The sequence below is a fragment of the [Empedobacter] haloabium genome, from assembly GCA_008011715.2.
Classification (GTDB): domain Bacteria; phylum Pseudomonadota; class Gammaproteobacteria; order Burkholderiales; family Burkholderiaceae_D; genus Rugamonas; species Rugamonas haloabia.
This window is the reverse complement of the sequence record CP136508.1, coordinates 4,817,527-4,843,092: the sequence shown is the minus strand read 5'-3', so window position 1 is coordinate 4,843,092 and position 25,566 is coordinate 4,817,527. Positions and strand designations below refer to the sequence as shown.

General features: G+C 62.9%; 27 protein-coding genes. 14 read left to right on the top strand and 13 right to left on the bottom strand.

Annotated elements, in window-relative coordinates:
* Nucleotides 1-98: 98 nt before the first annotated feature.
* On the bottom strand, nt 99-1,010 hold the full coding sequence (locus tag E7V67_021245; GenBank protein WUR12204.1) for a LysR family transcriptional regulator: 912 nt from the start codon (nt 1,008-1,010) through the stop codon (nt 99-101).
* A gap of 96 nt (nt 1,011-1,106) precedes the next feature.
* Between E7V67_021245 and E7V67_021240 the strand changes: the two genes are divergently transcribed.
* Nucleotides 1,107-1,742 carry an NAD(P)H-dependent oxidoreductase gene (locus E7V67_021240; GenBank protein ID WUR12203.1) on the top strand — a complete coding sequence of 212 codons (636 nt, stop codon included), beginning with the start codon at nt 1,107-1,109 and terminating at the stop codon, nt 1,740-1,742.
* 101 nt (nt 1,743-1,843) lie between these two features.
* Here E7V67_021240 and E7V67_021235 read toward each other — a convergent pair whose 3' ends face one another.
* Nucleotides 1,844-2,761 carry a LysR family transcriptional regulator gene (locus E7V67_021235; GenBank protein WUR12202.1) on the bottom strand — a complete coding sequence of 306 codons (918 nt, stop codon included), beginning with the start codon at nt 2,759-2,761 and terminating at the stop codon, nt 1,844-1,846.
* 98 nt (nt 2,762-2,859) lie between these two features.
* On the opposite strand from E7V67_021235, the gene E7V67_021230 reads away from it, so the two are divergent.
* Nucleotides 2,860-3,459 (top strand): short chain dehydrogenase, encoded by a 600-nt coding sequence (locus E7V67_021230; GenBank protein ID WUR12201.1) that lies wholly within the window; start codon nt 2,860-2,862, stop codon nt 3,457-3,459.
* Here the strand turns inward: E7V67_021230 and E7V67_021225 are convergent, their stop codons facing one another.
* Nucleotides 3,460-4,080 carry an ABC transporter ATP-binding protein gene (locus E7V67_021225; GenBank protein ID WUR12200.1) on the bottom strand — a complete coding sequence of 207 codons (621 nt, stop codon included), beginning with the start codon at nt 4,078-4,080 and terminating at the stop codon, nt 3,460-3,462. It abuts the gene before it with no gap.
* Nucleotides 4,077-5,285: a hypothetical protein gene (locus E7V67_021220; GenBank protein WUR12199.1), complete on the bottom strand. Its 1,209-nt coding sequence runs from the start codon at nt 5,283-5,285 to the stop codon at nt 4,077-4,079. The genes E7V67_021225 and E7V67_021220 overlap by 4 nt, the downstream gene beginning before the upstream one ends.
* Before the next feature lie 210 nt (nt 5,286-5,495).
* Between E7V67_021220 and E7V67_021215 the strand changes: the two genes are divergently transcribed.
* The 12 genes from E7V67_021215 to E7V67_021160 all read left to right on the top strand — a co-directional run bounded on the left by E7V67_021215 (nt 5,496) and on the right by E7V67_021160 (nt 19,105).
* A complete protein-coding gene (locus tag E7V67_021215; GenBank protein ID WUR12198.1) occupies nt 5,496-7,211 on the top strand; it encodes a hypothetical protein in 1,716 nt (571 codons plus the stop codon).
* A gap of 144 nt (nt 7,212-7,355) precedes the next feature.
* The gene (locus E7V67_021210; protein ID WUR12197.1) at nt 7,356-9,125 is read left to right on the top strand and encodes a methyl-accepting chemotaxis protein; all 1,770 of its coding nucleotides are present in this window, start codon (nt 7,356-7,358) and stop codon (nt 9,123-9,125) included.
* Nucleotides 9,126-9,308: 183 nt separating this feature from the next.
* Nucleotides 9,309-9,998: a hypothetical protein gene (locus tag E7V67_021205; protein WUR12196.1), complete on the top strand. Its 690-nt coding sequence runs from the start codon at nt 9,309-9,311 to the stop codon at nt 9,996-9,998.
* A gap of 114 nt (nt 9,999-10,112) precedes the next feature.
* A complete protein-coding gene (locus E7V67_021200) occupies nt 10,113-10,997 on the top strand; it encodes a BON domain-containing protein (GenBank protein ID WUR12195.1) in 885 nt (294 codons plus the stop codon).
* Nucleotides 10,998-11,200: 203 nt separating this feature from the next.
* A complete protein-coding gene (locus E7V67_021195) occupies nt 11,201-11,665 on the top strand; it encodes a hypothetical protein (GenBank protein ID WUR12194.1) in 465 nt (154 codons plus the stop codon).
* 16 nt (nt 11,666-11,681) lie between these two features.
* The gene (locus E7V67_021190) at nt 11,682-12,458 is read left to right on the top strand and encodes a hypothetical protein (GenBank protein WUR12193.1); all 777 of its coding nucleotides are present in this window, start codon (nt 11,682-11,684) and stop codon (nt 12,456-12,458) included.
* A gap of 110 nt (nt 12,459-12,568) precedes the next feature.
* Nucleotides 12,569-13,420 (top strand): PhzF family phenazine biosynthesis protein, encoded by an 852-nt coding sequence (locus tag E7V67_021185; GenBank protein ID WUR12192.1) that lies wholly within the window; start codon nt 12,569-12,571, stop codon nt 13,418-13,420.
* 53 nt (nt 13,421-13,473) lie between these two features.
* Nucleotides 13,474-14,364 carry a DMT family transporter gene (locus E7V67_021180; GenBank protein ID WUR12191.1) on the top strand — a complete coding sequence of 297 codons (891 nt, stop codon included), beginning with the start codon at nt 13,474-13,476 and terminating at the stop codon, nt 14,362-14,364.
* Nucleotides 14,365-14,478: 114 nt separating this feature from the next.
* A complete protein-coding gene (locus E7V67_021175; protein ID WUR12190.1) occupies nt 14,479-15,606 on the top strand; it encodes an L-dopachrome tautomerase-related protein in 1,128 nt (375 codons plus the stop codon).
* Nucleotides 15,607-15,915: 309 nt separating this feature from the next.
* Complete coding sequence (locus E7V67_021170; GenBank protein WUR12189.1) at nt 15,916-17,049, top strand: acyltransferase; 1,134 nt, start codon at nt 15,916-15,918, stop codon at nt 17,047-17,049.
* Nucleotides 17,050-17,575: 526 nt separating this feature from the next.
* A complete protein-coding gene (locus E7V67_021165) occupies nt 17,576-18,154 on the top strand; it encodes a hypothetical protein (GenBank protein WUR12188.1) in 579 nt (192 codons plus the stop codon).
* 165 nt (nt 18,155-18,319) lie between these two features.
* A complete protein-coding gene (locus E7V67_021160; protein WUR12187.1) occupies nt 18,320-19,105 on the top strand; it encodes a hypothetical protein in 786 nt (261 codons plus the stop codon).
* Between the two features lie 4 nt (nt 19,106-19,109).
* Here E7V67_021160 and E7V67_021155 read toward each other — a convergent pair whose 3' ends face one another.
* The 9 genes from E7V67_021155 to E7V67_021115 form a co-directional block, all read right to left on the bottom strand.
* A complete protein-coding gene (locus E7V67_021155) occupies nt 19,110-19,829 on the bottom strand; it encodes a PEP-CTERM sorting domain-containing protein (GenBank protein WUR12186.1) in 720 nt (239 codons plus the stop codon).
* A 158-nt stretch (nt 19,830-19,987) separates the two neighbouring features.
* A complete protein-coding gene (locus E7V67_021150; GenBank protein ID WUR12185.1) occupies nt 19,988-20,266 on the bottom strand; it encodes a PAAR domain-containing protein in 279 nt (92 codons plus the stop codon).
* Between the two features lie 179 nt (nt 20,267-20,445).
* Nucleotides 20,446-20,892, bottom strand: coding sequence for a hypothetical protein (locus tag E7V67_021145; GenBank protein WUR12184.1), 447 nt, complete (start codon nt 20,890-20,892; stop codon nt 20,446-20,448).
* A 292-nt stretch (nt 20,893-21,184) separates the two neighbouring features.
* Complete coding sequence (locus E7V67_021140; protein ID WUR12183.1) at nt 21,185-21,457, bottom strand: hypothetical protein; 273 nt, start codon at nt 21,455-21,457, stop codon at nt 21,185-21,187.
* Between the two features lie 13 nt (nt 21,458-21,470).
* Nucleotides 21,471-21,800, bottom strand: coding sequence for a hypothetical protein (locus E7V67_021135; protein ID WUR12182.1), 330 nt, complete (start codon nt 21,798-21,800; stop codon nt 21,471-21,473).
* A gap of 38 nt (nt 21,801-21,838) precedes the next feature.
* Nucleotides 21,839-22,258, bottom strand: a complete 420-nt coding sequence (locus E7V67_021130; GenBank protein WUR12181.1) for a hypothetical protein — start codon at nt 22,256-22,258, stop codon at nt 21,839-21,841.
* 739 nt (nt 22,259-22,997) lie between these two features.
* Nucleotides 22,998-23,597, bottom strand: coding sequence for a hypothetical protein (locus tag E7V67_021125; protein WUR12180.1), 600 nt, complete (start codon nt 23,595-23,597; stop codon nt 22,998-23,000).
* 254 nt (nt 23,598-23,851) lie between these two features.
* Nucleotides 23,852-24,130: a PAAR domain-containing protein gene (locus E7V67_021120; protein WUR12179.1), complete on the bottom strand. Its 279-nt coding sequence runs from the start codon at nt 24,128-24,130 to the stop codon at nt 23,852-23,854.
* 837 nt (nt 24,131-24,967) lie between these two features.
* Nucleotides 24,968-25,291, bottom strand: coding sequence for a hypothetical protein (locus tag E7V67_021115; protein ID WUR12178.1), 324 nt, complete (start codon nt 25,289-25,291; stop codon nt 24,968-24,970).
* Nucleotides 25,292-25,566 lie beyond the last annotated feature (275 nt).

Sequence of the window (25,566 nt, the reverse complement as noted above, 5' to 3'; positions counted from 1 at the left end):
CCAAGAAAATGGGGACAGACCCCATTTTTGAGGCAATGTTTCTCGAAAAATGGGGTCTGTCCCCATTTTTACGTTGGGTTTTGTTTAGCAGCCGGCGCTCAGGCAGCAGGGCGCGTGTTGGCCACCAGCGTGTCGATCAGCGCCCGCGCCGCCGGCGACAGGTTGCGGTGCGGCGCGAACACCACGGAGAACGGCCGGTTGCGGCACGGCAGTTGCGGCAGCACTTCGACCAGCCGGCCGCTCTCCACGCTGCGCTCGATCATGAATTGCGGGCACATCGTGATGCCCAGGCCCTGTTCGGCCAGGCTGACGACGCCCATCACGTCGTCCGACACCGCCAGCGCCGATGGCGGAATCCAGTCGATCTCGCGGCCGTCGACCTGCAGGTGCCAGGGCGATACCCGCCCCGTGCTGGGACGCAGGAACGCGATGCAGCGCTGGCGCTGCAGGTCTTCGAAGGAGGCCAGCGGCCCGGCCTGAGCGACATAGGCGGGCGAGGCCGACAGCACCACGCGCGCGTCCTCCAGCCGGTGTGCGACCATGCTGCTGTCCGGCAGGGGACCGGAGCGGATGGCCAGGTCGAAGCCTTCGGCGGCCAGGTCGACGTTGCGGTTGGTGATGTTCAGTTCCAGCTGCACCAGCGGGTACTGGCGCGCGAAGATGGCCAGCAGGGCGGGCAGGCGCTGGTGCCCGTAGCTGGTGGGCGCGCTCAGGCGCACCCGGCCGGTCAGTTGGCCGGCGCTGCCGCGGATCGCATGCTCGGCCTCGTCCAGCAGCGCGAACGCGGCGCGGGCCTCGTCCACGTACTGGCGGCCCGCTTCGGTCAGGCCCATGCTGCGGGTCGTGCGGCGCAGCAGTTGCGTGCCCAGGCGCGCTTCCAGCCGGGCCACCGCGCGCGACAGCACGGAAGGCGTGGTCGCCAGCACGACGGCGGCCGCCGTCAGCGAGCCATGCTCGACGACGTTCAGCAGCACCTCGACATCGGACAGATGATCGAATTTGCGGGGCATCTTGTCTCCTGTGGAACAAATGTTTTGCTCTGCGCGTTATTTGCTTACGCGCGCGGCAAGAATACAATGACTTATCGATCAACGAAAGGAAGCAGCATGCAATTACTGGACAAACTGCAGTGGCGCTACGCCACCAAGGCCATGGATGCCGAACGTGCCGTGCCGGCCGACAAGGTCGAGCGCATCCTCGAGGCGGCCCGCCTGGCACCGACGTCGAGCGGCCTGCAGCCGTTCGAGATCCTGGTCGTGACCAATGCCGAGCTGCGCGAGAAGATCAAGGCGGTCGCGTGGAACCAGGCCCAGGTGACGGACGGCTCGCACCTGCTGGTGTTCGCGGCATGGGACGACTACACCCCCGAGCGCATCAACGCCATGTTCGATTACACCAACGACGTGCGCGGCTTCAAGAACGAAGGCTGGGAAGCCTATCGCCGGCAGCTGCTGGCCACCTACCCGGGCCGCGGCTCGCAAATCAACTTCGAGCACGCCGCGCGCCAGGCCTACATCGGCTTCGGCGCGGCCGTTATCGCCGCCGCGTTCGAGGAAGTGGACTGCACGCCGATGGAGGGCTTCGATCCGGCCGCCGTCGACGAAATCCTGGGCCTGCGCGCCCGTGGCCTGAAGAGCGTCGTCATGCTGCCGCTGGGCTACCGCAAGGCCGAGAACGACTGGCTGGTCAACCTGCCGAAAGTGCGCCGCCCGCGCGCGCAGTTCGTTACCGAAGTCGCGTAAGTCAGCCTGGGGTCTGTCCCTGCAAGGGACTGACCCCGAAGTTTGGCTGCGTTCCCGCGAGCTTTGGCAAACTTCAGGGTCAGTCCCCAAGGGGACAGACCCTAGGGACAGACCCTAGGGACAGACCCTAGGGACAGACCCTGGCCGAAGCGCTCCAGCAGGAACGCGACAAACGTCGTCAGCTTCGGCGTCGCCTGCCGGTCGCGCGAGTACAACACGTGCATCGGCCGCGGCGGCGGCAGGTAGTCCTGCAGCAGCGGCACCAGGAGGCCCGCCGCGATATCGGGCCGCAGGATCGATTCGGCCTGCATCACGATGCCGAAGCCGGCCAGCGCCGCCATCCGCAGCGCTTGCGTATTGTTGGCGCGGATGCGCCCGGGTCGCACGTGCCGGCCATCCTTCTGCCCCTTCAGTTGCCAGCGCGTCTGCTGGTCCCACCCCGTGAATTCCAGGCATTCGTGGCCGGCCAGGTCGGCCGGCGTGCGCGGCGTGCCGTGGCGCGCGAGATACGACGGCGCCGCGCAGATCGTCATGCCGTAGGGCCGCAGCGGCCGCGCCACCAGGCCGGAGTCGGGCAGCGGCCCCACCCGCACCGCCACGTCGAAGCCTTCCTCCACCATGTCCACCATGCGGTCGTTCAGGCTGAGCTCCACCGCCACGTCCGGCCAGCGCGCCAGGTAGTCCGCCACGGCGGGACTGAGCCACTGCGCCCCGAACGATACCGGCGCCGTCACCCGCAACAGGCCGCGCGGCGCCGCCCGCATGCTCTCCGCCACCGACTCGGCCGCGTCGATCTGCGCCAGGATCTGGCGGCACTGCGCCGCGTACTGGCGGCCAATCTCCGTCAGCGCGTGGCGCCGGGTCGTGCGCGTCAGCAGCGAGGCGCCCAGCAGTGCCTCCAGTTGGCGGATGTGCTTGCCGACCATCACGGCCGACATACCGCAGCGCTCGGCCGCGCCGGCGAAGCTGCCGGCGTCCACGGCGGCGACAAACACTTCCATGCTTCTCAGCTTGTCCATTCGAAATCCTGGGTTTGGAATGACCGTCACCATAGCGCATTTATCGATGTTTCGTTCCGGATCATACTGAATGCACATCAACCTCGGGAGGACAGGCAATGAAAATCATCGTCATCGGTGCCACTGGCACCATCGGCAAGGCGGTCGTCGAACAGCTGGGCACACGCCATGACATCGTCACGGCCGGGCGCAACAGCGGGCAATACCAGGTCCGCATCGAGGACCCGGCCAGCGTGGCCGCGCTGTTCGCGCGCACGGGGCCGGTGGACGGCGTGGTCGTCGCGGCGGGCGACCTGCACTTCGGCCCGCTCGCGGATATGACGCCGGAACAGTTCCGTATCGGCCTGGACAGCAAGCTGATGGGCCAGGTCCACGTGGCGCTGGCGGCGCAGCACCGCCTGAACGACGGCGGCAGCATCACGCTGACGGGCGGCATCGTCGGCCACCAGCCGATCCGCCAAGGCGCCAACGCCAGTACCGTCAACCGCGCGCTGGAAGGTTTTGTCGTCGGCGCCGCCATCGAGCTGCCGCGCGCGCTGCGCATCAACCTGGTCGATCCGACCGTGCTGACGGAGTCGCTGCCGCAGTATGGCGAGTATTTCCATGGCTTCGAACCGGCGGATGCCCGGCGCGTGGCGCTGGCCTACAGCCGCAGCGTGGAGGGCGCGCAAACGGGGCAGGTGTACCGGGTCTGGTGATCAGCCGAGATGGAGCAGGCGCGCGCCGGTGGCTTCGATCAGTTCGTTGTCGTGCGTGGAAAACAGCAGCAGGCGGCTGGCGCCCTGCTGCCGGATCAGCTCGGCCAGCCAGGCCTTGGCGGCGGCGTCGATACCGTTGGTGGGCTCGTCCATCAGCACGACGGGTGCGTCGCCCATCAGGCCGGCCGCCAGCATGAACTTCTTGCGCGTCCCCAGCGACATCGCGGCGAAGCGCTTGCCCATGTGTGCCGTCAGCCCAAGGCCGGCGATCAGCGGCGCGGCATGCGCGAGATCGCGCGTGCCGCGCAGCGCATCGACCATGCCCAGGAACTGCGCGCCTGTCATGAAGTCGTACGCCACCGACTCGTCCGGTACATAGGCCAGGCGCTGCTTGGCCTCGCGCGGCGCCTGCGTCAGCGCATGGCCGGCGATGCGGATCGTGCCCGCCTGCGGCGTGGTGATGCCGGCCAGCAGTGTCAGCAAGGTGGATTTGCCGGTGCCGTTGGGACCGACAAGGGCGACGGCGCCGGGGCCGGCCGTGAAATCCAGGCCGTTGAACAGGTGTTGGGCGCCGAAGCGCATGGCGAGGCCGTCGACGGCCAGGAGCGGGATTGCGGTCATGCGTAAAGCGCCACGGTCAGCGCGGCCACGGCCAGCGCGATCTTGAACAGGATGCCATCGCGGTGCCGCACGATGACGGGGAGGCCGAACAGCGGCAGCCAGGCCAGCCAGTAAGCACCGGCATGCAGCATCGTGGTGGGCACGGCTGTCGCTGCGCCGAATGCGGCGGCCAGCACGGCCCAGGCGGCGCCGAACAGCAGCGCCGTGCCGGCCCATACCAGCAGGTGTTCGGCCAGCACAAGGCGGGGCAGCGCCCAGGGCAGGGCGCGCAGCCAGGCCGCCAGCGGCGCGCGCCCCGTCACGAACTGGTTGAAGAAGCCGCTCATGATGCCGGCCCCCAGCGCCGCGGCAATGTGCAGCAGCACGGGCGCATCGGCGACGTTGCCGACGTCCACGATCAGCCACAGCGCGCCGCATAGGGGCACGGCGGCTGCGGCCAGCCGGACCAGGACGGCATGCGCATGCTGCCCCAACAGCTGGCCCTGCAGGCGCAGCAGCAGGAGCCACCCGGTGGCGCGGCCCTGGTCGTCGCCGTCGCACAACGGCATGGCAGGCAAGGGCCGGGCAAGCAGGATGCAGGCACCGGTCGCGCTCCCGGCCAGCAACGCGTTCGCGATCCAGGGGCTCGCCAGCAAGGGTGCGCCCGCCAGCACGGCAATACCGGCCGTCAACAGGATGCGCGCGCCGTTTGTCCAGCCGAACACGGCCGCCCTGGCAGCGAGCACTGTCAGCACGGCCAGTACGGTCAGATAGACCGGGAACCGGCCATCCGTGCCGCCCAGATCATGGGCGCGCGCGGCAAACAGCAGCGCTGCGCCGAATGGCACCGCAAACACGGCCAGGGCGGCGGCCAGCAGGGCCAGGTCCACCAGGAGACGGCTGCGTGCCGCCACGGGTAGCGAGGCGGCATACTGCGCCAGCAGGCCGCCGCGCACCGCGTCGCGATGCATGCTGGCCCAGGCCAGTACCACGCCCAGCCAGCCGACGGCGGCTGCCGCGCCCAGTGCCCAGTCGGCCGGTGCGACGCGGAAATGCGGCAGCGGCCCGGCCAGCAGCTCGGGCCGCTCCAGCAGCGCCAGCCCGCCCAGCGCGAGCGCGACCGCCAGCACATGGCTCCAGCGTCGGTACAGCGTTGCCGACGCACGCACGAAATACGCCATGCGCCAGCGGTACAGGGTCAGGCCAGGGGCAGCGACGGGTGTCATGAGGTCAGGGCCATGGTCCGGAGGACAGGTCGGCAAGGGTTAGGAGGACGGCAAGCATTATTGTCGAGCAATACTTAATTCCCGGTTAAGCTACCGTTGGCATATCGATAAGCCTGGATGCCATCTGCTTGCCAATGTGTCGTGCGCAACGCCGACACAGCCCGGCTGGGTTTACAATGTGGGCCTTTTTTCACCCGATAGCAGGTCTCCATGAAAAAACCTCTCCTTTCGCTGCTGGTGTCCGCCACGGTTGCCAGCGCCTTTGTCGGCAATGTCGGCGCCGCGCCTGCCGGTGTTGCTGAGCTGAACAAGATGACGCAGCGTTATGCCCCGGTCGAGCTGGTGGTCAACGCTGGCGGGCTGTCCGCCGGCGACCGGCGCGCCATCTCCAAGCTGATCGAAGCGGCCAAGATCGTCGACATCCTGCAACTGCGCCAGCGCTGGTCCGGCAACGAAGCGCTGCTGGCGGCGCTGCAAAGCGACAACTCGGCGCTGGGCCGTGCCCGCCTCGATTATTTTTGGCTGAACAAGGGCCCCTGGTCGATCCTGGACGGCCACAAATCGTTCCTGCCCGCGCAGATCGGCAAGATCAAGATCCCGGCGCGCAAGATCGAGGGCGGCAATTTCTATCCCGAGACGGCCAGGAAGGCCGCGCTGGAAAAGTGGATGAATGGCCTGCCGGCGGAAGAGAAGAAGCAGGCCCAGTGGTTCTTCACGACGATCCGCCAGGACAAGGATGGCAAGTTCCAGATCGTCAAGTATTCCGAGGAGTACAAGACCGAGCTGCAGCAGCTGTCGATCCTGCTGAAGGAAGCGGCGGATGCCACCGACAACGCGTCGCTGAAGAAATTCCTGACCCTGCGCGCCGAGGCCTTCCTGACCAACGATTACCTGGCTTCCGACTTCGCCTGGATGGACCTGGATTCGCCGGTGGACGTGACGATCGGCCCGTACGAGACCTATAACGACGAGCTGTTCGGCTACAAGGCCGCGTTCGAGGCCTATGTCAGCCTGCGCGACCAGCAGGAAACGGACAAGCTGAACTTCTTCGCCAAGCACATGCAGGAGTTGGAAGACAACCTGCCGCTCGACCCGCAGTACCGCAACCCGAAGGTGGGCGCGGTGGCGCCGATGGTCGTCGTCAACCAGGTGTTCGGCGCCGGCGACGGCAATATGGGCGTGCAGACGGCCGCCTACAACCTGCCCAACGACGAGCGCATCATCAGCCAGCGCGGCTCCAAGCGCGTGATGCTGAAGAATGTGCAGGAAGCCAAGTTCAAGGCCACCCTGACGCCGATCGCCCAGCTGGTACTGCGCCCGCAGGACCGCAAGGACGTGCACTTCGATTCCTTCTTCACGCACATCCTGGCGCACGAGATCACGCACGGCCTGGGTCCGCACAAGACCAGGAAGAACGGCGCCGAATCGACGCCGCGCCAGGACCTGAAGGATGCCTACGCCACCATCGAGGAAGCCAAGGCCGACGTGACGGGCCTGTACGCGCTGATGTACATGATGGAGAAGGGCCAGCTGAAGGATTCGCTGGGCCAGGGCGAGGAGGCGGAGCGCAAGCTGCACACGACCTTCCTGGCATCGGCCTTCCGCACGCTGCACTTCGGCCTGACCGACTCGCACGCGCGCGGCATGGCGATCCAGGTCAACTACCTGCTCGACAAGGGCGCGTTCGTCTCGCATGGCGACGGCACGTTCTCCGTCAACTTCAAGAAGATCAAGCAGGCCGTCACGGACCTGGACCGTGAGCTGCTGACGATCGAGGCCACCGGCGACTACGCCCGCGCCAAGACGATGATGACGAAGTACGTCGTGATCCGCCCGGACGTGCAAAAGGCGCTGAACAAGATGAAGGCGGTGCCGAACGACATCCGGCCTTCGTTCCCGACCGCGCAGGCGCTGCTGGCGAAATAACCACGCCAGGCAACACGCCAACTCGCGGCAGGTTTGGCCTGCCGCAAATCTCCGGCGCTTTCCCTTGCTGCCTCATGGAAAGACGCCGGAGCCCATGCTACCGTGAACCTATTGCTGTTATTCAACAGTTTCAGGGGATCGCAAATGGGCATCGGCACACTCGTCAACGGCAGCATCCGCACGCGTTTATCCTTCGGCTTCGGCCTTGTCTTCCTGCTGCTGACGATCGTCACGGCGCTCGGCATCGTCCGGGTCGGCCAGATCGACAGCATCCTCAGCAATATTTCCGACGTCAACCAGGTCAAGCAGCGCCACGCGATCAATTTCCGCGGCAGCGTGCACGACCGCGCCATTGCCCTCCGCGACGTGGTACTGGCGGCCGATGCCGCCGCCATCAAGGTGCACCTGGGCCAGCTGTTCGCGCTGGCCGACAAGTACGCGGCCTCGGCCGGTCCGCTGGACGCCCTGCTGGCCGGGCGCGCCGACTCGACGCCGGCCGAGCTGGCCTTTGTTGCCGGCATCAAGGCGGCCGAGGCCAAGGCGCAGCCGCTGATCGCCGCCGTGGTCGCGCTGCGCCAGGCCGGCAAGACGGCCGAGGCCATCGCGCTGCTGCAGCAGCAGGCCGCGCCGGCCTTCGACGCCTGGCTGGCCGCCGTCAACCGCCTGATCGACCTGGAGGAAAAGGCCAGTGTGGCGCAGGCCGCCCAGGCACGCACGGTGGCGCACGACTTCACCGTCTTCATGGTCGCCCTGGGCCTGGCGGCGATCGCCCTCGGCCTGGCTGCGGCCTGGCTCATCGGCCGCGGCCTGACGCGCCAGCTGGGCGGCGAGCCGGCCTATGCATCGTCGATCGTGGCGGCCATCGCGGCCGGCAACCTGGCCGTGCGCATCGACACACGGCCGGGTGACACTTCCAGCCTGCTGCATGCGATGCGTGGCATGCGCGACAGCCTGGTCAATATCGTCACCCAGGTGCGCCATGGCACGGACACGATCGCCACCGCGTCACGCGAGATCGCCGCGGGCAACCACGACCTGTCACAGCGCACCGAGCTGCAAGCCGGCAATATCGAACAGACCGCGTCGTCGATGGAACAGCTCACCGGCACCGTCAAGCAGAATTCCGACCATGCGCGCCAGGCCAACCAGCTGGCGCTGTCGGCCTCGGAAGTGGCCACCAAGGGCGGCGCCGTGGTGGCGCAGGTGGTGCAGACGATGGCGTCGATCAACGAGTCGTCGAAGAAGATCGTCGACATCATCGGCGTGATCGACAGCATCGCCTTCCAGACCAATATCCTGGCGCTGAACGCGGCCGTCGAGGCGGCCCGGGCGGGCGAGCAGGGGCGCGGCTTCGCCGTCGTCGCCACCGAGGTGCGCAGCCTGGCGCAGCGTTCGGCCGGGGCCGCGCGCGAAATCAAGGCGTTGATCGACGACTCGGTCGAGCGGGTCGACGTCGGCGCGCGCTTGGTGGACCAGGCCGGCGCCACGATGGCCGAGATCGTCGACAGCGTGCGCCGCGTCACCGACATCATGGGCGAGATATCCACCGCCAGCATCGAGCAGACGGCCGGGATCGAGCAGGTCAACGCGGCCGTCGTCGGCATGGATCAGGTGGTGCAGCAGAACGCCGCGCTGGTCGAACAGGCCGCCGCCGCCGCCTCGTCGCTGCAGGACGAGGCCGGGCACCTGGCCGAGGTTGTCGCCGTGTTCCGGCTGAAAGAGGAAGCGGCACCATCCGCCGACCGGGCAGCCAAGGCACGCAAGCCGCGCCAGGCCGGGCGGCGTGAGGCCGGGCCGCACCTGGCGGCAGTGCCAAAAGCCGTGGCGGCGCCTGTTGCCGCGCCGGCACACCCGGCCGTCCGCAAGACCGTCAACGCCCGCACCCAGCCGGACGACTCCTGGGAAGAGTTCTAAGCCGGATCTCCTCGTTTTACCCCGCAGCAGCGCTTGAAGGCCGGGCCGGCTCCCAGGTCGCCCGGCCTTATTTTTCGCGCAAACTGGCGTTTTCCACAAAGAAATATTTTGTAACAGGCGACCTTTCGGTGTAACAAATTGCCGTAAGGCATGTATAGTGAATTCACGTAACCGGAGTTCGCCATGTTCAAGTTCCTGCCGATAGCTGTCCTGTCACTTGCTGCTTCCGTCTCTCAGGCGGCCCAGTTGACCGCGCTGGAGACGCGCTGGCTGAACGCGGCGGCGCCAGTCATCGGTTACGCCAAATCGCTGCAATTGCCAGTCGATATCATTGTCCAGCCGCAGGCCGGCCCGAACGACGTGCCGCTGGCGATGGGTTTTGCCGACGGCCGCTGCAAGCTGGTGCTGTCGATGCGCGGCAACCCGAACGCCGAAACGATTCTGCAAGACGTACCGGAAGGCAAGCGCGACGTGCTGATCGAGGCGATGGCCGCGCACGAGATGGGCCATTGCTGGCGCATCGTGCAGGGCAGCTGGCATGCGCTGCCGGCCGGCTTCACGGAAATGGGCAGCGAGCACGCCGACGACCCCACGCTGCTGGAACTGTCGAAACAGCAGCGCCAGACCCGGCGCGAGGAAGGCTTTTCCGACCTGGTCGCGCTGGCCTGGATCCAGCGCAACCGCCCGGCCGAGTACGCTCACGTGTATGGCTGGCTGCGCACGGTGCGCGACGCGCAGCCGCACAGCCACGGTTCGCACGATACCCGTGCCTGGCTCAAGCTGGCTCCCGGCGGCGGCGTGTTCGGCACCGAGGGCAGCCCGTTCGAGCAGGTGGTTGCCTTGTGGCGTGCCGGCTTGTTGCAGGACGAGTAAACGCCGACCTCGCGACCAAAACGCAACACTTCCCCCGGTGTGTACGGCGGCGCACAGAACGAAGCGCTCTTGCAGCGTTTAATGTGCATGCCAACCATCCTAAAGGGGACCAACATGAAGAAGATCGTATTGCTGACCCTGGCTACTGCAGCCAGCGCAAGTTTTGCATTCGCCCAAAACATGGATACCGCCGGCTACAAGCAGGCGCACAACAAGGCCGAGTCCGACTACAAGGCCGCCAAGAAGGCATGCAAATCGTTGAAGGATAACGCCCAGGACATCTGCGAGGAAGAGGCGAAAGTCGCACGCGCCAAGGCCGAACGCGATGCCGTCGCGCAGTACAAGAATACGCCGCGCGAACTGGAGAAGGCCAACCGCAAGCTGGCCGACGCCGAGTATGAACTGGCCGACGAGCGTTGCGACGAGCTGAGCGGTGACTCCAAGGATTCCTGCGAAAACCAGGCACGCACGGCGAAAGCCAATGCACTGGCTTCGCTGGGCGCGGGCACCACGATGGGCACGACCGCTGGCACCAGCGTTGCGGGCACCACGGGTGACGGCCGCACCGCCGTTCTGGTCCCGAATGCCGACCGCAACACGGTAGCGAACAATGCCGCCGACGTGCGCGACCGCACCGCTGCCGCCGCCGATCGCATGGGCGACCGCACGGCCGCTGCCGCCGACCGCCTGGGCGACAAGACCGCCGCCGCCGCCGCCACCGCCAAGGAAAAGACCTCGAACCTGGCCGGCACGGCCCAGGACAAGACTGCTGACGCCTCGGTCGCGATGTCCGACACGATGATCACCGCCAAGGTGAAAGCCGACATGGCCGCCGACAAGACCGCCAAGGCGATGGACGTCCATGTGGAAACGCAGAAGGGCGTCGTCATGCTGAGCGGCTTCGTGGCATCGAAGGCGGAAGCCGACCGCGCCGTCGAACTGGCCCGTGGCGTGAAGGGCGTGACGGACGTGAAGAGCTCGATCCAGGTCAAGAAGTAAGCTTTAAAAGGGATCGGTACGATGAGACCCGCTGCGGCGGGTCTTTTTTTGCGAATTTACAACGGGACATGGCTGGCGCATCCTGTTCGCAGCGGCACCTTCTCAGGGCATTGATCTACCTCAAATATCCAGTCGTAGACCGGTCTAACTTGCATATCGGGAGCCCATCGTTCGTAGGCTCTACCACAGCCAAGGGAGGCGATATGCACAGCCAAGCCAGCAAGACCACCTACGCAGCAACCGTGCTGCTCGCTTCGATGCTGCTAGCTGCGGCACATCCCGTTCGGGGACAGCCCTACAATCTCGGGCCGAGCCCGATCATTGGTGGCGTTCCGGTTAGCTGCAATGGGGCGATCACCCTGGTGGCTCCCATCAACGACATCGGAATGGCATTGCCCGGCCAGATAATCCTCAACCCAATCTTGTTTCGATACCCGGCATTCGTGCAGCTTTTCGTGTACTACCACGAGTGCGCGCACCAGCACGTGGGGCGCAACGAACCGATGGCGGATTGCTGGGCCATTCGCCTCGGCCGCGACCAGGGCTGGCTGCCGCCGGCATTCGCGAATGTGATCGGGCAAGCCTTCATCAACAGCCCTGGTGACTGGACGCACGCACCCGGTCCATGGCGCGTGACGATGATGGCTAACTGTTACAACACGCCATGACTGCCCGGGGTGAATCATGGAGAAGCACAAGGATGACATTGCGCTGGCGGTCAGCATCCTGGCGTTCGCGCTATCGCTGTTCGCGACGGTACTGGGAGAACTGCGGGCAGATGACGACAAGCAAAGAACGGTGCGTTCGCAGCTGACGGAAGTGCTGCGTGGACTGATGTCGGTGCAAATGGAACACGCCAAGCTGATGCACGAGTCGAAAGACGACGCCATGTACCAGACCACCGGCAGCGCGGCCTTGGGCCAGCAGAACGGCTTCCTGCTGGATCAGGCCTTCTACCTGGCCGACCAAGTACCTCACCTGGTAACGACTTACGAGTACAACACGATGGCGGTGGCGGGCGCCAACGCTGGCAATGTCCTGGCTGCCGAAAAGTACTATCGCAAGGCCGTGGAGGTGGCTTACTCACCGCTGTATCGGTCCCAAGCCATACGGGCATACGCTATGTTCTTGTTTGCCCAGCATCGCTTCATGGAGGCTCGGGAGCAATTTGCCCTGGCATTGCGGCAGCCGCTCGGCCGCGACAACCTGAGTCGGCAAAACGATGCAGTGACGTATCAAAGCTGGGCGTGGAACGAGCAGCATCTGGCGCGTTCCGAACAGCGGGCGCGCGAGCTGTATCGAAAGGCGAGCGATGAGATCAGTGGGATCGATGTCGAATTCCTGCGCAGCGCGATGCAGCAAAGGTTGAATTGGCTGCAGGAAAACCGGTCATGGGCACCGGCATTCCCGATCTTGAACAGCGACGCGGCAACACCGGCCATATCCTCGGCACCCAGATAGCCCGGTCAGCCTTTGCTTGAGATCGCCGCCTGGCAAGTGCTAAAGCTAAATCTGGCTGGTCTTTTCCTTCGGATGGCCGCGCTATACTCGTCGGTCAAAGGAGGAAGACTATGATCGAAGCAGTGGAACGGCTCGCCGCGTTTTGCGTCGGCGACGGAAGCGGGGGACTAGCCGGCGGCAATCCCGCCGGAGTATGGATCGGCACCGCCCTGCCGGCGCCGGAACAAATGCAGGCGCTGGCCGCACAGGTGGGCTATTCCGAAACCGCGTTCGCCGCGCCGCAAGACGGCGGCTGGCGCGTGCGCTATTTTTCGCCCGAGTCGGAAGTGCCGTTCTGCGGCCACGCGACGATCGCGCTGGGCGCCGTGCTGGCGCGCCGCAACGGCGACGGCACCTTTCCACTGACGACCAACCACGCGTCGATTTCCGTGCAGGGCCGGCGCGACGGCGATACCGTCTCGGCCACCTTGCTGTCGCCGCCGACCAGCAGCGTGCCCGCGCCAGCCGCCTTGATCGACGAGGTGCTGGCGCTGTTCGGCTACACGCTTGCGGACCTCGATCCGCGCTTGCCGCCCGCGCTCGCCAACGGCGGCGCCGGCCACCTGATCCTGGCCCTCGACTCGCGCGCGGCACTGGCCGCGATGCGTTACGAGCTCGATGCCGGCCGCGCCCTGATGCGGCGCGAAGGCTACGCCACCATCGTCATCGTCCATGCCGAGACCGCGCAACGCTTCCATGCGCGTAATCCGTTCGCTTCCGGCGGCGTCTACGAAGATCCGGCCACCGGCGCCGGCGCGGCCGCGCTGGCAGGCTACCTGCGCGACATCGGCTGGCCGCACGGCGGCGCCATCGACATCGTGCAGGGCGAGGACATGGGCGTGCCATGCCACCTGCACGTCGACATCGGCCCCGAGCGCGGCAGCCCGGTGCGGGTGTCGGGCAGCGCGCGGTTGATCCGCTAGGGTCTGTCCCCGCAGCGAATGAAGTACCGGGGTTTCATCACTCGGAGGAGCACATGAACAGCAGAACCCTGGGCTACCTGTACCTGGTGCTTGCCATGGTCACGGTGGGCAGCACCGTCGTGGCCAGCAAGATCGCGGCGGCGTCCTTGCCGCCGTTCACCGCAACGGCACTGCGTTTTGCCCTCGCGCTGCCGTTCCTCGTGGTGCTGGTGCCGTTGATGAAAGCCCGGCTGCCGCGGCTGGGCCGTGGCGACTGGGTACTGCTGTTCGTGCAGGCCTGCGCGGGCGCGATCGGCTACACGGCCCTGATGATGGCGGGCCTGCGCCGCACGTCCGCCACCGAGGCCGGCGTCATCCTGGGCCTGCTGCCCCTGGTGGCGGCACTGTTCTCGATGCTGGCGCTGCGCGAGCGGCCGTCCTGGCGCCTGTGGGCGGCCATCGCCGTCGCGCTGGCCGGCGTACTGCTCGCCACCGGCAACGGCACCGGCGGCGGTTCCTGGCAAGGCAACCTGCTCGTGCTGGGGGCGCTGGTGTGCGAGGCCATCTTCATCCTGCTGAACCGGCGCATGCGCGTGGCCGTGCCGGCATTGTGGCTGTCCGTGCTGATGACGGGATTGGGGCTGGCATTGTCGCTGCTGGCCGCGCTCTTCGAGGCGCCGTGGCGCCTGCGGCCCGATGCGGCCGCGCTGTGGGCCGTCGCCTATTACGCGCTGGTGCCCACGGTGGGCGGCTTCTTGCTGTGGTATGCCGGCTGCGCCCGCGTCAGCGCGGCCGAAGCCTCGTTGACGACTGCCATCGCGCCCGTCGCCGCGCTGCTGCTGGCCGCGCCCGTGCTGGGAGAGCACGTGGGCCCGCTGCAGTGGGCGGGCGTCGCGTGCGTGTTGGGCGCCGTGCTGTTTGCCGGCTGGTCCGGATCCAGGGGAGTGGCGCCGGCGGGCGCCTGACACCCCGATTCGCTACCTTGCCGAAACATCGGCCTGCTGTGGCATCATCGCCCCGATTGTCCAGCTCGCCGCCGCCGCGCGGCGCTCCCTTCAACGGCATTGAAAGGAATTCGGATGGCGTCTCACGCATGGTCCGCGGTCGTCCTGGCCGCCGGCATTTTCGGCAGCGCGGTGGCCGCGCAGCCCACCACCAAGTACTTCGGCATCGAAAAAGTCGCCGACTTCGGCCACCAGGTCACCGGCGTCACGGTGTCGGAAGACAACCGCATCTTCGTCAACTTCCCACGCTGGACGGAGGACTCGCCCATTTCGGTGGCCGAGCTGAAACCGGACGGCACGCTGCGGCCGTTCCCGGACGAGGCCTGGAACGCCTGGCGCAACGCCCGCAAGGACGAACTGTCGCCGGCCGAGCACTGGGTCTGCGTGCAGAGCGTGGTCGCGGATGGCAAGGGCAACGTCTGGGTGCTCGACCCGGCCGCGCCGGCGCAGGCAACGGTGGTGCCGGGCGGGGCCAAGCTGGTGCGCGTGAGCCTGGCCACGGGCGCCGTGCTGCAGAACATCCGCTTCGACGAGAGCGTCGCGCTGCAGGGTTCCTACCTGAACGACGTGCGCTTCTCGCCGGACGGTAAATGGGCCTACATCACGGATTCGGGCGTGCGCGGCGCCATCGTCGTCGTCGACCTGGCGACGGGCGAGGCGAAGCGCCTGCTCGATGGCCACCCGTCCACGCAGGCCAAGAAAGGCCTGGTCGTGAAGGCGGACGGCAAGCCACTGCGCCGGCCGGACGGCAAGGGCGTGGAGTTCTCGGCCGACGGCATCGCCTTGTCGCAGGACGGCAGATACCTGTACTGGCAGGCGATCAAGGGCGACACCCTGTACCGCATCGCCACCAGCGCGCTGACGGAGGCGGGCTGGCGCGGTGAGGACATCGGCGACCAGGTGCAGGACTACGGCAGGAACGGCGTGGCGGACGGATTGTGGATCGCCGCGGGCAGCGAACGCATGTACATCACGTCGCCGGAGGATGACTCGATCAAGTTGCGCAAGCTCGGCGCGGGCGTCGGCGCGCAGCCGCTGATCCTGGTGCAGGACCCGCGCCTGCGCTGGCCCGATACGTTCAGCGAAGGCCCGGACGGCAGCATCTACGTGACGACATCGCGCATCCAGGACTCGGCGTTCTTCAAGCCGGGGGCGCCGATTGCGTTGCCGACGTCGCTGTGGCGGCTGCGCGAGGGGAAATAGGCCTAGCTGCAGGCTGCCGCCACGACAGTGAGCGACTTGGCGAAGGTCCAGCCGATATAGACGCCCGTGGAGAATAGCGCGGCGATGAGCCAGTCGTTCAGCGTCGGGGTGCGGGTGTGCATGATTGCCTCCTGATGTTGCGGACAAAGTGCGGGGACCACCAGTATCGCGAGTTGCGCCATATTTGCCTTGATCTCAGCCGGGTGTAAGCGAATGTAATAGACGCCACCGCCCGGCTAACTCGGCTATCATCACGCCCTGTTGATATTTCATCAAGCTGTAATAATTGCTGATGAGTAAGGGATGTGGATGACTGCAACGCGAGATTTGAGAAGCCAGCCGCAATTTGGCCTGATCAACCTGTTGAAAGCTGTCGCGGCACAGCTGATCGTCCTGCATCACCTGGCGTTCTACGGACCGATGGCGGATCGCGCACGGCCCTTGCTGCCCGACCTGATCGACTGGCTGGGCGACACAGCCCGCATTGCCGTCCAGGTCTTCCTTGTGATCGGCGGCTTCCTGGCCGCGAAGTCGCTGGCGCCAACCGGGCAGCCGGGCGTGTCCCATCCGCTGGCCGCGATCGGCCATCGCTACGGCAAGCTGGCACCGCCGTTCATCGCCGCCACCCTGCTGGCGGTGGTCGCCTCCGACTGGGCATCTGGCTGGATGACACACGATTCGATTTCCCCGCCGCCTACGCTGGATCAATTGGGCGCGCATGCCCTGCTGCTGCATGGCGTGCTGGGCTTCGATTCCGTCGCCGCCGGCGCCTGGTATGTCGCGATCGACTTCCAGCTGTACGCGCTGCTGGTAGCGATGCTGTGGCTGGGCGGCGCGATCGCCGGCGGCCGGCCTGCGCGCTGGCTGATGCCGGCCGCTGTCACGCTGGGCGTAGCCGTGTCGCTGCTGCATTTCAACCTCGATGCCGGCTGGGACGTGTGGGCCCTGTATTTCTTCGGCAGCTACGGCTTGGGCGTGCTGGCCTGGTGGGCCGGCGACCGCGCGCGCCGGCCCGGCTTCGTACTGGCGCTGCTGGCGATGATCCTGATCCCGGCTATCGTCGCGCTGGCATTGGACTTCCGCAGCCGGATCGCGCTGGCCGTGCTGACGGCCGGGCTGCTGGTGCTGTTCGGTCGCAGCACAATCGACTCGACGGGCCGCTTCTGGAGCGCCGTCAACACGCTGGGCCGGATTTCCTACTCGGTGTTCCTGGTGCACTTCGCCGTCTGCTTGCTGGTGAACGCGGCGTTCACCCGCTTCGTCTCGCCGGAGGCGGAGCCGCAGGCCTTCGGCATGGCCGTGGCGTGGGGCGCCAGCCTGCTGGCCGGCGCCGCGTTCCACCGCTGGGTCGAGGTGCCGCTGGGGGCGGCGACCCGCTTCGTCACACGGCTCGTCTCGCGACCGCTGGCGGGGCAGGGCGGAAATTTCGTATCTGTGCGCTGACTGATGGCAGCCCTTCTACGTCGCCATCACGACTGTCCGATCAGTCCGGTCAACGCGACCGGACTGCACATTAGACTGTTAACCTGACTGGCGGGATGATTGCCACTATTGCAGTCATCTTCGAATGTCCGACATCCGCGAGAGGGCGGTATCACTTCTCGCCTTGGCATGCCTGCGGTGAACGACTCTGCCTTTTAATCTTCAGGGTTACGCTGTCGAAGCGCATTTCGCTCAACCGCGACCGTGCCAACTGACGCATCGCAGTCTCATCAATTACTGCGGCAGCCGTCGGCATCTCCAATGGGACGCCTACTTCGGGAGGGTAGCAGGCAAACAGGTGGTGACGGAATATGGAACGGCACGCGCAGTGAATCACGCGCTGGGGAATAACAGCTTCATCTGGAATTGTAGCTGGCTCCGACCCACGGCCAGTGTAACTACATCGACGCGTGCCTTGTCGGGTCTCATCGACCCGTGTCTTTTCCCTTTCGATCAGACTTCTCCACAGTTCAAAAGGAGGTATGTCATGCTGCATAAAATTGGTTGCGCCGTTGGCGTTCTGCTGTCTTCGCTCGTCGTACCAGCGAAAGCACAAGCACCTGGACCGACCCCGGATTATGAAGTTCCACCGTTGTCGAACTATGTTGGCGAGTACCGCGACAAGCGCCGCGTCATCCTTGAAGCGATCGAGGCGATGCCGCCCGATATCGATGCACGAATGGCGGAATATGACCGGCGGATCGGCAAGTTGCGCGATGACTTCCGGGTTGCTCGTCTTGCCGAGTATAAAGCGGTAAACCCTGAGAGAATCGTGGAACATTCGTGCACCAGCAAAAGCAGCGGCGGGGTGAAAAATTGTGGATGGAAATGCACAGCGAGCCCCAGCCCTGATCATTTCGCCGCGCCGGAAACAGTTCGCGTGGATGGCACCAATAAGGGCACGCGGATTGATGGAGGGGCAGCTTGCTTGAAAATGACGGTTGCAGGCAAAGGCAGAAATGCCGGCGTATTGCACGTGAACTATCGATTTCAGCCTGCGGTCGTCGAGCGGCGGCTCAACGATGAAACGAAGCGCCTGTTCGACATCATTGGCACTCGGGGCTGATGGCGATCAGGCAGTGAATTGGTCAGCAGGCGATACGCCCCATCGGCAAGCTTGCAGGATAGCCACGCTCCACTGAAGATAAAAAGTGGCAGTGCGTTGTACTGCACACCCACAGCGCGGTCGTGTTGCTATGTTACTATCGCTCGTTTGATCGCCGCGACCTTCATGACCGCCATCCTGCTGCTCAAACTCACGCTCGTTCCCTTGTTGATCTTTGCGGTGACGATGGCGGGCCGCCGCTGGGGACCGGCCGTGGCTGGCTGGATGTCCGCCTTTCCCATCGTTGCCGGCCCGATCCTGCTGACCTTGACCCTGGAGCAGGGCGCGCCGTTCGCCGCCACGGCGGCGGAAGGCACGCTGATGGCAGTGCTGGCGATCCTGGTGTTCAGTATTGCCTATGCGTGGTCTGCCGTGCGCCATGGCATGTGGGGCGCGATGGCGCGCGCACTCGCCGCGTATGCGCTGGCGGTCGCGTTGCTGCGGCTGCTGGTACTGCCGCTGGCAGCCAGCTTCGTCCTGGTCATTGTTGCCCTGGCCGTGTCACCCAGGCTGTTCCCGCGCATGGCGCAGGACGCGCCGGCCAAGGCCACGGGCTCGGATCTGGCGTGGCGCATGCTGGCAGGCGCCATGCTGGTGCTGGCGGTAACGTTCGGCGCCGCCGCGATGGGCCCGCGCCTGTCCGGCTTCTTCGCCATGTTCCCCGTGATGAGCACGGTGTTGGTGGGATTCTCGCACGTGCAATCCGGCCCTGCGTTTGCCGTCAACCTGCTGCGCGGCATGGTCACCGGTTATTACGCATTTGCCGTGTTCTGCACGGTGCTGTCGGTTGCGCTGCGCGCGCAGCCGGTCGGCCTGGCGTTTACCATGGCGTTCGGCTGCGCGCTGGTGGTGCAGTTGCTGGCGCGCCGGCTGGGCGGTGTCGGCCGCGTGGCGCCGGCGTTTCGCACGTAAGGCCTTATTGGTGCCGCCGGCGCCGCGCGCACCAGCCGATCGCGGCCAGGCCCAGGCCCAGCATTGCGTAGGTCGACGGTTCCGGCACGGCAGCGACGGTGCCGTAAGTACCTGCCGTGAAGCCATAGGTGCCGCTGACGCTGGCGGCACCGGTAGAGAAGCCGACCGTCAGCGCGCGCGTGTCCGGCAATCCCATGTAGCTGACGATACCGTCTTCGACGATAGTATCCTCCGCGTCACCCGGCAGCCGGTACGTGATGAACGTGATCGCATTGCTGTAGCCGTAATGGTCCGCGTTGACCGTGCCGCTGACCGCCGCGTCCGCATACAGCACGAGACGCGTATTGGCGGTCAACGTAAAGTTGTGGCCATACAGCGCCTGACCGAACAGCTCGCCCTGCGGACCGTGGAAGGTCGTCGTTGCGCTGGCGCCGGTCGCCGTCAAGGTGGCACTCGCGTTGCCGGTTGCGTGCGCCACGGTCGCCGTGCCTTCGCCCGGGTGGTAGTCGAGCGGATCGGGCAGCGGGGTGCCTTCCAGGCTGGCGTAATAGCCGGCCATGACGATGGCACCCGTGTCGTCCAGAGTCAGCTTGGCATCGATGCCGTCGGACAGGTCCAGGTCGATGACTTCATAGCGGAAGTTGCTGAGCTGCGCGGTGGCGGTGGCTTCGGCCTGGGCGGCAAGGGGGATGGACAGGGCGGCTGCGAGGGCTAGCAATTTCATATCGGCTCCACGAGATTGAAGAGACCGATATCGTAGCGCCGTCCGGTGGTATTTTCGTCAACAGAATTGTCGTGAAATTATCTCGACAATGTTAGTGGCCTGCGGTGGCAGGAAACAAAAAGCCGACCATCAGCCGTTATTCCGACTATACCTGGCCTTTAACCGACCGTTGCAGGCATGCTGCCGATCAGCTTGCAGCCACATTCCGTCGTACATCCCTCGACCGCAACAGCGATGCCGTCCACAGTGAGCGTATCGTGGCCGGAAGTGATCTTGTTGATACCGTGCGGTTTGCCGCCGGGGTAGACCAGCGGGCAAGCGACTTTGTCACCCACGCGGGCGATCGCCTTGCCGCGGATGTCGTGGTTGGGCGAGCCGCTGATGACGGTGCCGCCGTGGTCGGTCATGTCGCCCACGGTAATGATTTTCAGTGACATTTATACTCCTGTGAATCGGTAACGCCGGTAAATACGAGGGATCTGCGGCTGGAGCTGGGCTGGTAACAGACCCTGCTTAGCTATCGTGGTGCGGTAAGCGTGAGCAAACTGGCTGTTGTGCTTCTGTCGATCCAGCCACGCATTGAATATGGCATGGCGAAATTTTCGACGGTGTGCCATCAGCGGCACTGAATGAATATGCCCGTAACGAAATCACGCTGTTGGTAGCTGACCACAACCTGCCCCCATTTGAAATACCACGTGTGCTGCCGTTCCTGCTTGCGATCCGGTTGGCCTCCGCCATTCTTCTGCACAAACTTCAACAGTAGGCGGTATTCACTCCATAATAACTCATCACTTACGCCGTCCCAGCCTTGCCCTGTACAGGGACCGTCCAGCCAATGCAATGCTAGCGAAGCGATTTTATCTTCTTTTGGCGTGATAACTAGTCCAAACTTCATCCCCGCTACTATGGTCACGCCGTAGAAATAAGGCTCGCCGCCGCCGGGGTCTTGGCGTTTCTCTATCAAACCCTGTGCACAGAATGAAGTCAAGCGACCACAATCGGACGTAAAGAAAAGCTCCTGCGCGCCGAGACTTAGTTTTCCTTCCGAAAAATTAATCATTATCTGCCGAGCCTGGTGATTTGCTAAAGGTTGTCAAGGAAAAGTGCGCGAGTTAATTAATATTATTAACAAAGGCTAGATTGGAAAACGACCCTCAGCCGCATGTCCCTTTGAGGCGATAATCTGATATGCCCGAGGCTGATCTGGCTGGTAAGATCATAGCTCTTGAGCTAGCCTCTTATCTGCGCATGCGTGTCGTCCGGCACCACGTATTGCTGCGGCTGCAGGGGCGTCACTACCGTCGGCCGCTAGTGCTCGGTTTACCGGCCTAAGTTGCAGCTTGGCGTGGTAACTATCGGTGAAAGGATTCGCCCAACACTTGACCATTATCTCTGCGGATGCGATACGTTATCCCAAGCCCCATGCTGTTAATACTGCCATGCCCCTTTTTGCCAAGCTTTAGTTTCGAGATAAACGAAATCAGAAGGATATCTTTATCGTCGCCTTCTTCGATTACGACCGTGAAATTTTCCAGTGGCTGCTGGGTTGCGCGGAAGCGCTGTAGTGTGTCCGCGATCCCGATTGCCGTAGTCGAACTGAGTTCCAAGGTGTACTGATCGGGCATCTGAATTTGCACGTCAAACCTTTGTACGAAGAATATGTAGAGCTGTTTGAACCTTCTCGAATGCCTCGGGGGTTAAGCCGCCTTGATTGTTGCCAATGCGTTGCCAACAGTAGAGAAAGTATCTCAATGCCACAGCAGTCGAAATATCACATGGTGTCGCACTTGCTGGCAATTGATCCGATTCATCTTTAGTCTCGACCATGGGATCGAAGGTCAAGGCGAATTCCGAAAATGTATACCAGTTGCATTTTTCTAAAGGTACATCGCTTCTGCGCAGATTTTGAGTTGAAATAGTGGCCATGATGCCTTCCCCTTCCTGCGATTTCGCTTCGAGAGTGTACACTCATCCTTGATCTTCAGGAATTTTTCCTCGGCGTCCCCTTATTTAGGAGGCGTGTTGAAACGTCGCAGAGCTTCGAGCGATCCGTCCCAAGCAGGCGGCGTCTGCATCACGTTTTGGCTTTTCCTAACGATAGTGCATCCTAAGAGCTTTGAGGTATCGCTAGTAAATACGCAACGGGCTGCAAATTCTTTTGAACCAAACTCTTCCACGCGTAAGGTCGTACTTGCTGGTAACGCGCTCAGTCGAGACAGTAATTCCGAAAACCCCCATTTTTCAATACCAGCTTCGGATGTGGTCCTATCTTGTACGCGAACAGTTGCCGCAAACCTTTCCGCAGGTGAGGTGTATGTGCGTTTCGGGTATAGGGATTGCTCTACTGCTAGTCTGGCAAAAAGCAGCGCCCAGGATTCGCTGGGAAAAGAATCGCATCCTTCAACAATATCGACGATGTTAGTCATGACTACTCATCCGTCCTGTTAAGAAAATTTCGCTTTGCTACCCAAACAACGTCATCGTCCACATATGCAATTGGTCTCGAAAAATTGCGAGCGGAGTTTTCTATTTGCGCCCATCTTTTGTCTCACGGAAGCATCTACGTCTTTGGAAGGGCGTTGAAATAAAGCTGTAGAAATTTTTTTTTCACACCTCTATCGAAGCCTCATCTTGGGCGGCTTTCAGTCGCCATTGGTGATCTGCAATACTCGAAGCCACTGCTCATTCTTCGCCCCCGCCCTCCCGGCATCAACGTCCACGGAAACATTTCCGCAGGCGCAGTACTCGTTATCTAAGGGGGGGACTTGAGAATGCTCCAGCAGTTAATGCACTGATAAAACGTCCGGTCCGAAACTGGTAGAGGAGTTCCGTTGACGTGCTTCAAATCTATGATGACAAGCTTGTTTTTTGACATAATTTATTTCCGCGGTGGTGGACAACGATTCGGCAGTTCGATTAGCTCCCCCGCGTTTAGGTGCGATTGAACGCTTCGCGGAAGCTGATATTGAATTCCATTGCCGGGCTGATTGAACCAAGGTTCTGCTGGTCCGGCTCGAACGCCATCAATAGGCTTCTTCACTTCATATACGTGATATTCCGCGTTGTACGACGCTGCAGGCAGCGCGCGATCACCGAAGGGTGTTCCTGCGGGAGCGACGAATCCACCTGTCGGCCGTCCAAAGCGGTCGATCTGAGTGCCGGGCGTCAGTGTAATTGTAGAGTCTTTCCCCGGCGCAAACCCATAATTTGACGGCCATCCTGGGTCTTTGGCAAATCGCCCTTTTGCATCGCGGCGTAGTTCGCGGCCCGTTTATATTGCCGGTCCAGGGCGCCCAGCATACGGCGCCAGCTGCTCTGCACCTTGTGGTCGTGCAGCTTGCTTTCCACCTCCGCCGGTGCGGCGATGTCGAACAGCGGCTTGTTGCCGATGCAGCGATTAAGGATATTGATCAGGTCGTCGGCGATGCCGTCGGCCAGCTTGGCGCAATCGTCCAGGATGCCGGAGAGCCTGGCCATCGCGCCGTCGATAAAGGTGTCGAGCTCGCCGGCCAGCTTCGCGTTGAGGTGCAAGACCAGCACCTCGACCAGCGTGGTGCCGACATCCTTGGCGCTTATCGCCAGCTTCTGCCGGGCCAGGTGCAGGGTAGGGCGCAGGCTCATGCGCGCCGCGCTTGATGCGGGCAGGGGTATCACGCCGATCAGGTTGATGCCCAGGCTGACCCATGCCAGGAACTCGATTTCCTTCTTGGCGATATATTTCTGGACAACGTTGACGACATCCATGACGGCGTCGATCAGCGCCATGATGTTGCCGATGACCGGCAAGCTGCCGGCCACTGTACTCAGGCGCTCGAGCGTGACGTAATCGTGGCTGATCTTGCGCAGCCATTTGTCGAAGGCCGCGGCTCCCGCGCCAACGTCGTGCTGGTCGATCGTGTTCAGTGGGGCGACGGCGACTTCGGGCGCGCGTTGGGCAATGTTAGTGGCGCTGCGGTGTTAGAAACAAGAATGCTCGGTCTAGCAAGGTCGAGTGGTAACTGCACCAGTACGCCGTGCGCTCAACCAATCGTTGCAGGCATGCTGCCGATCAGCTTGCAACCACATTCCGTCGTACATCCCTCGACCGCAACAGCGATGCCGTCAACGGTCAGCGTATCGTGGCCGGAAGTGATCTTGTTGACCCCATGCGGCTTGCCGCCAGGGTAGACCAGCGGGCAGGCGACTTTGTCACCCACGCGGGCGATCGCCTTGCCGCGGATGTCGTGATTGGGTGAGCCGCTTATTACCGTGCCGCCGTGGTCGGTCATGTCGCCGACTGTAATGATTTTCAGGGACATTTGTTCTCCAGTGAGGTCGTTGACGAGACTAATCGCTAGGGAGTACTAATTGATTCGTGGCAATGTAAACGCAAGGGCGATGTCTAGTTACAGCCTTGAAGCTACACGTGATCAACCGGGCTTTCGCTGTACGCGAATATAAGTTCCAGACTTAGATCGCCTTGTTTCGGATCATACCTGAATCTAGCGCTTCCCCATTCGCAAGAGTCGAGAAACGCCGTACTCGGAGAATCACTCCTGAATTTTACCTTCCAAGATTTTTCACACGCCTTGAGTACCTTTGACTCTAGAATGCTCAACGTGAAAAAATACACCAAATCAAATAGAAAATGTAGCGAGAATGCTCTTCCGTCCCTTGTTCCGATCTCGGCGTCGGCGGAGTATCCGCATACGCTAACCTTCCTGACGATACGATAGCGCGTTGGCTCTTGACTTGTAAGAATTGGGCGAGAGCATAGCGTTGCGATCGCCGCAACCAGCTTTCCCGCCTCATCAAGTTCAATCCGTGTCGAGTCAATCGAAGCCCAGCCTTGTCTCGCGTCCACTTTAACGATATGCATATCAATTTTGTGTCAAATACCTTGATTGTTCATCCAATCCTAGCTTTCCTAGGCGACGCCTAGATGGTACAGGACACGCTGAAGCTCGACCTGCCTCGACCCTGCTCATATTCATCGGCATCTCCCGTTCGCTCCGTCCATCTATATGATTCCGGCCCTTCGTCCGAGGTATCGTTCGCCCCTATTGGAATCATAAGCGCGGGTAAAAATACGTCAGTGGCGTACTCGTTCGTATGATGCAGAACCGTATGCATACTCGGCAAAAAGATTTATTCAATCACTTCACGAATGTCTCTATGTCATCCATGGCATCTTGAGCTCTTCCAGATAGCGCGCTATCCTTGAGTTTCCTCTCCAGCGCCGGCATTACTTTTTGTCTATCAATCTTGCCATGCATTCTTGCTATGTGCCCGATGCATGTAATTCCTAAACCCCTGATATCCTCGTTCATACCATTTTCAATGGCATCAAGACATTTCTCTTGGGCCCAATCCGGATCGTTTATGTTGAAGCACAAATACATAAGTGCATCAATAACTACATTGCTATCGCTCGACTTCAAAAGTGTTTCGATTTCATCCTTGCGGTATTGTGCTGTCATATAGATTTCCTTTTTATCTTTCCCTTGTTGGTTATCATTCGTGCTTTTTTTAGCGCAGACTGCTGGTCATTGTGTAGGTCATCCCAGCAGCGAACGTGGCCATGAAATTCCTCATCGCCGTTCGGATGAGTTCTAGTTTCATCATCACGACAATCTCATCGTTGCCGAAACTAGTAGCGTTGTACCAGCAACATGGTGCAAATCTACAATGATCAAATTATTTTTCGACATATTTATTCCCGCAGTGGTCGGCAACGATTCGCCAGCTCGATTGA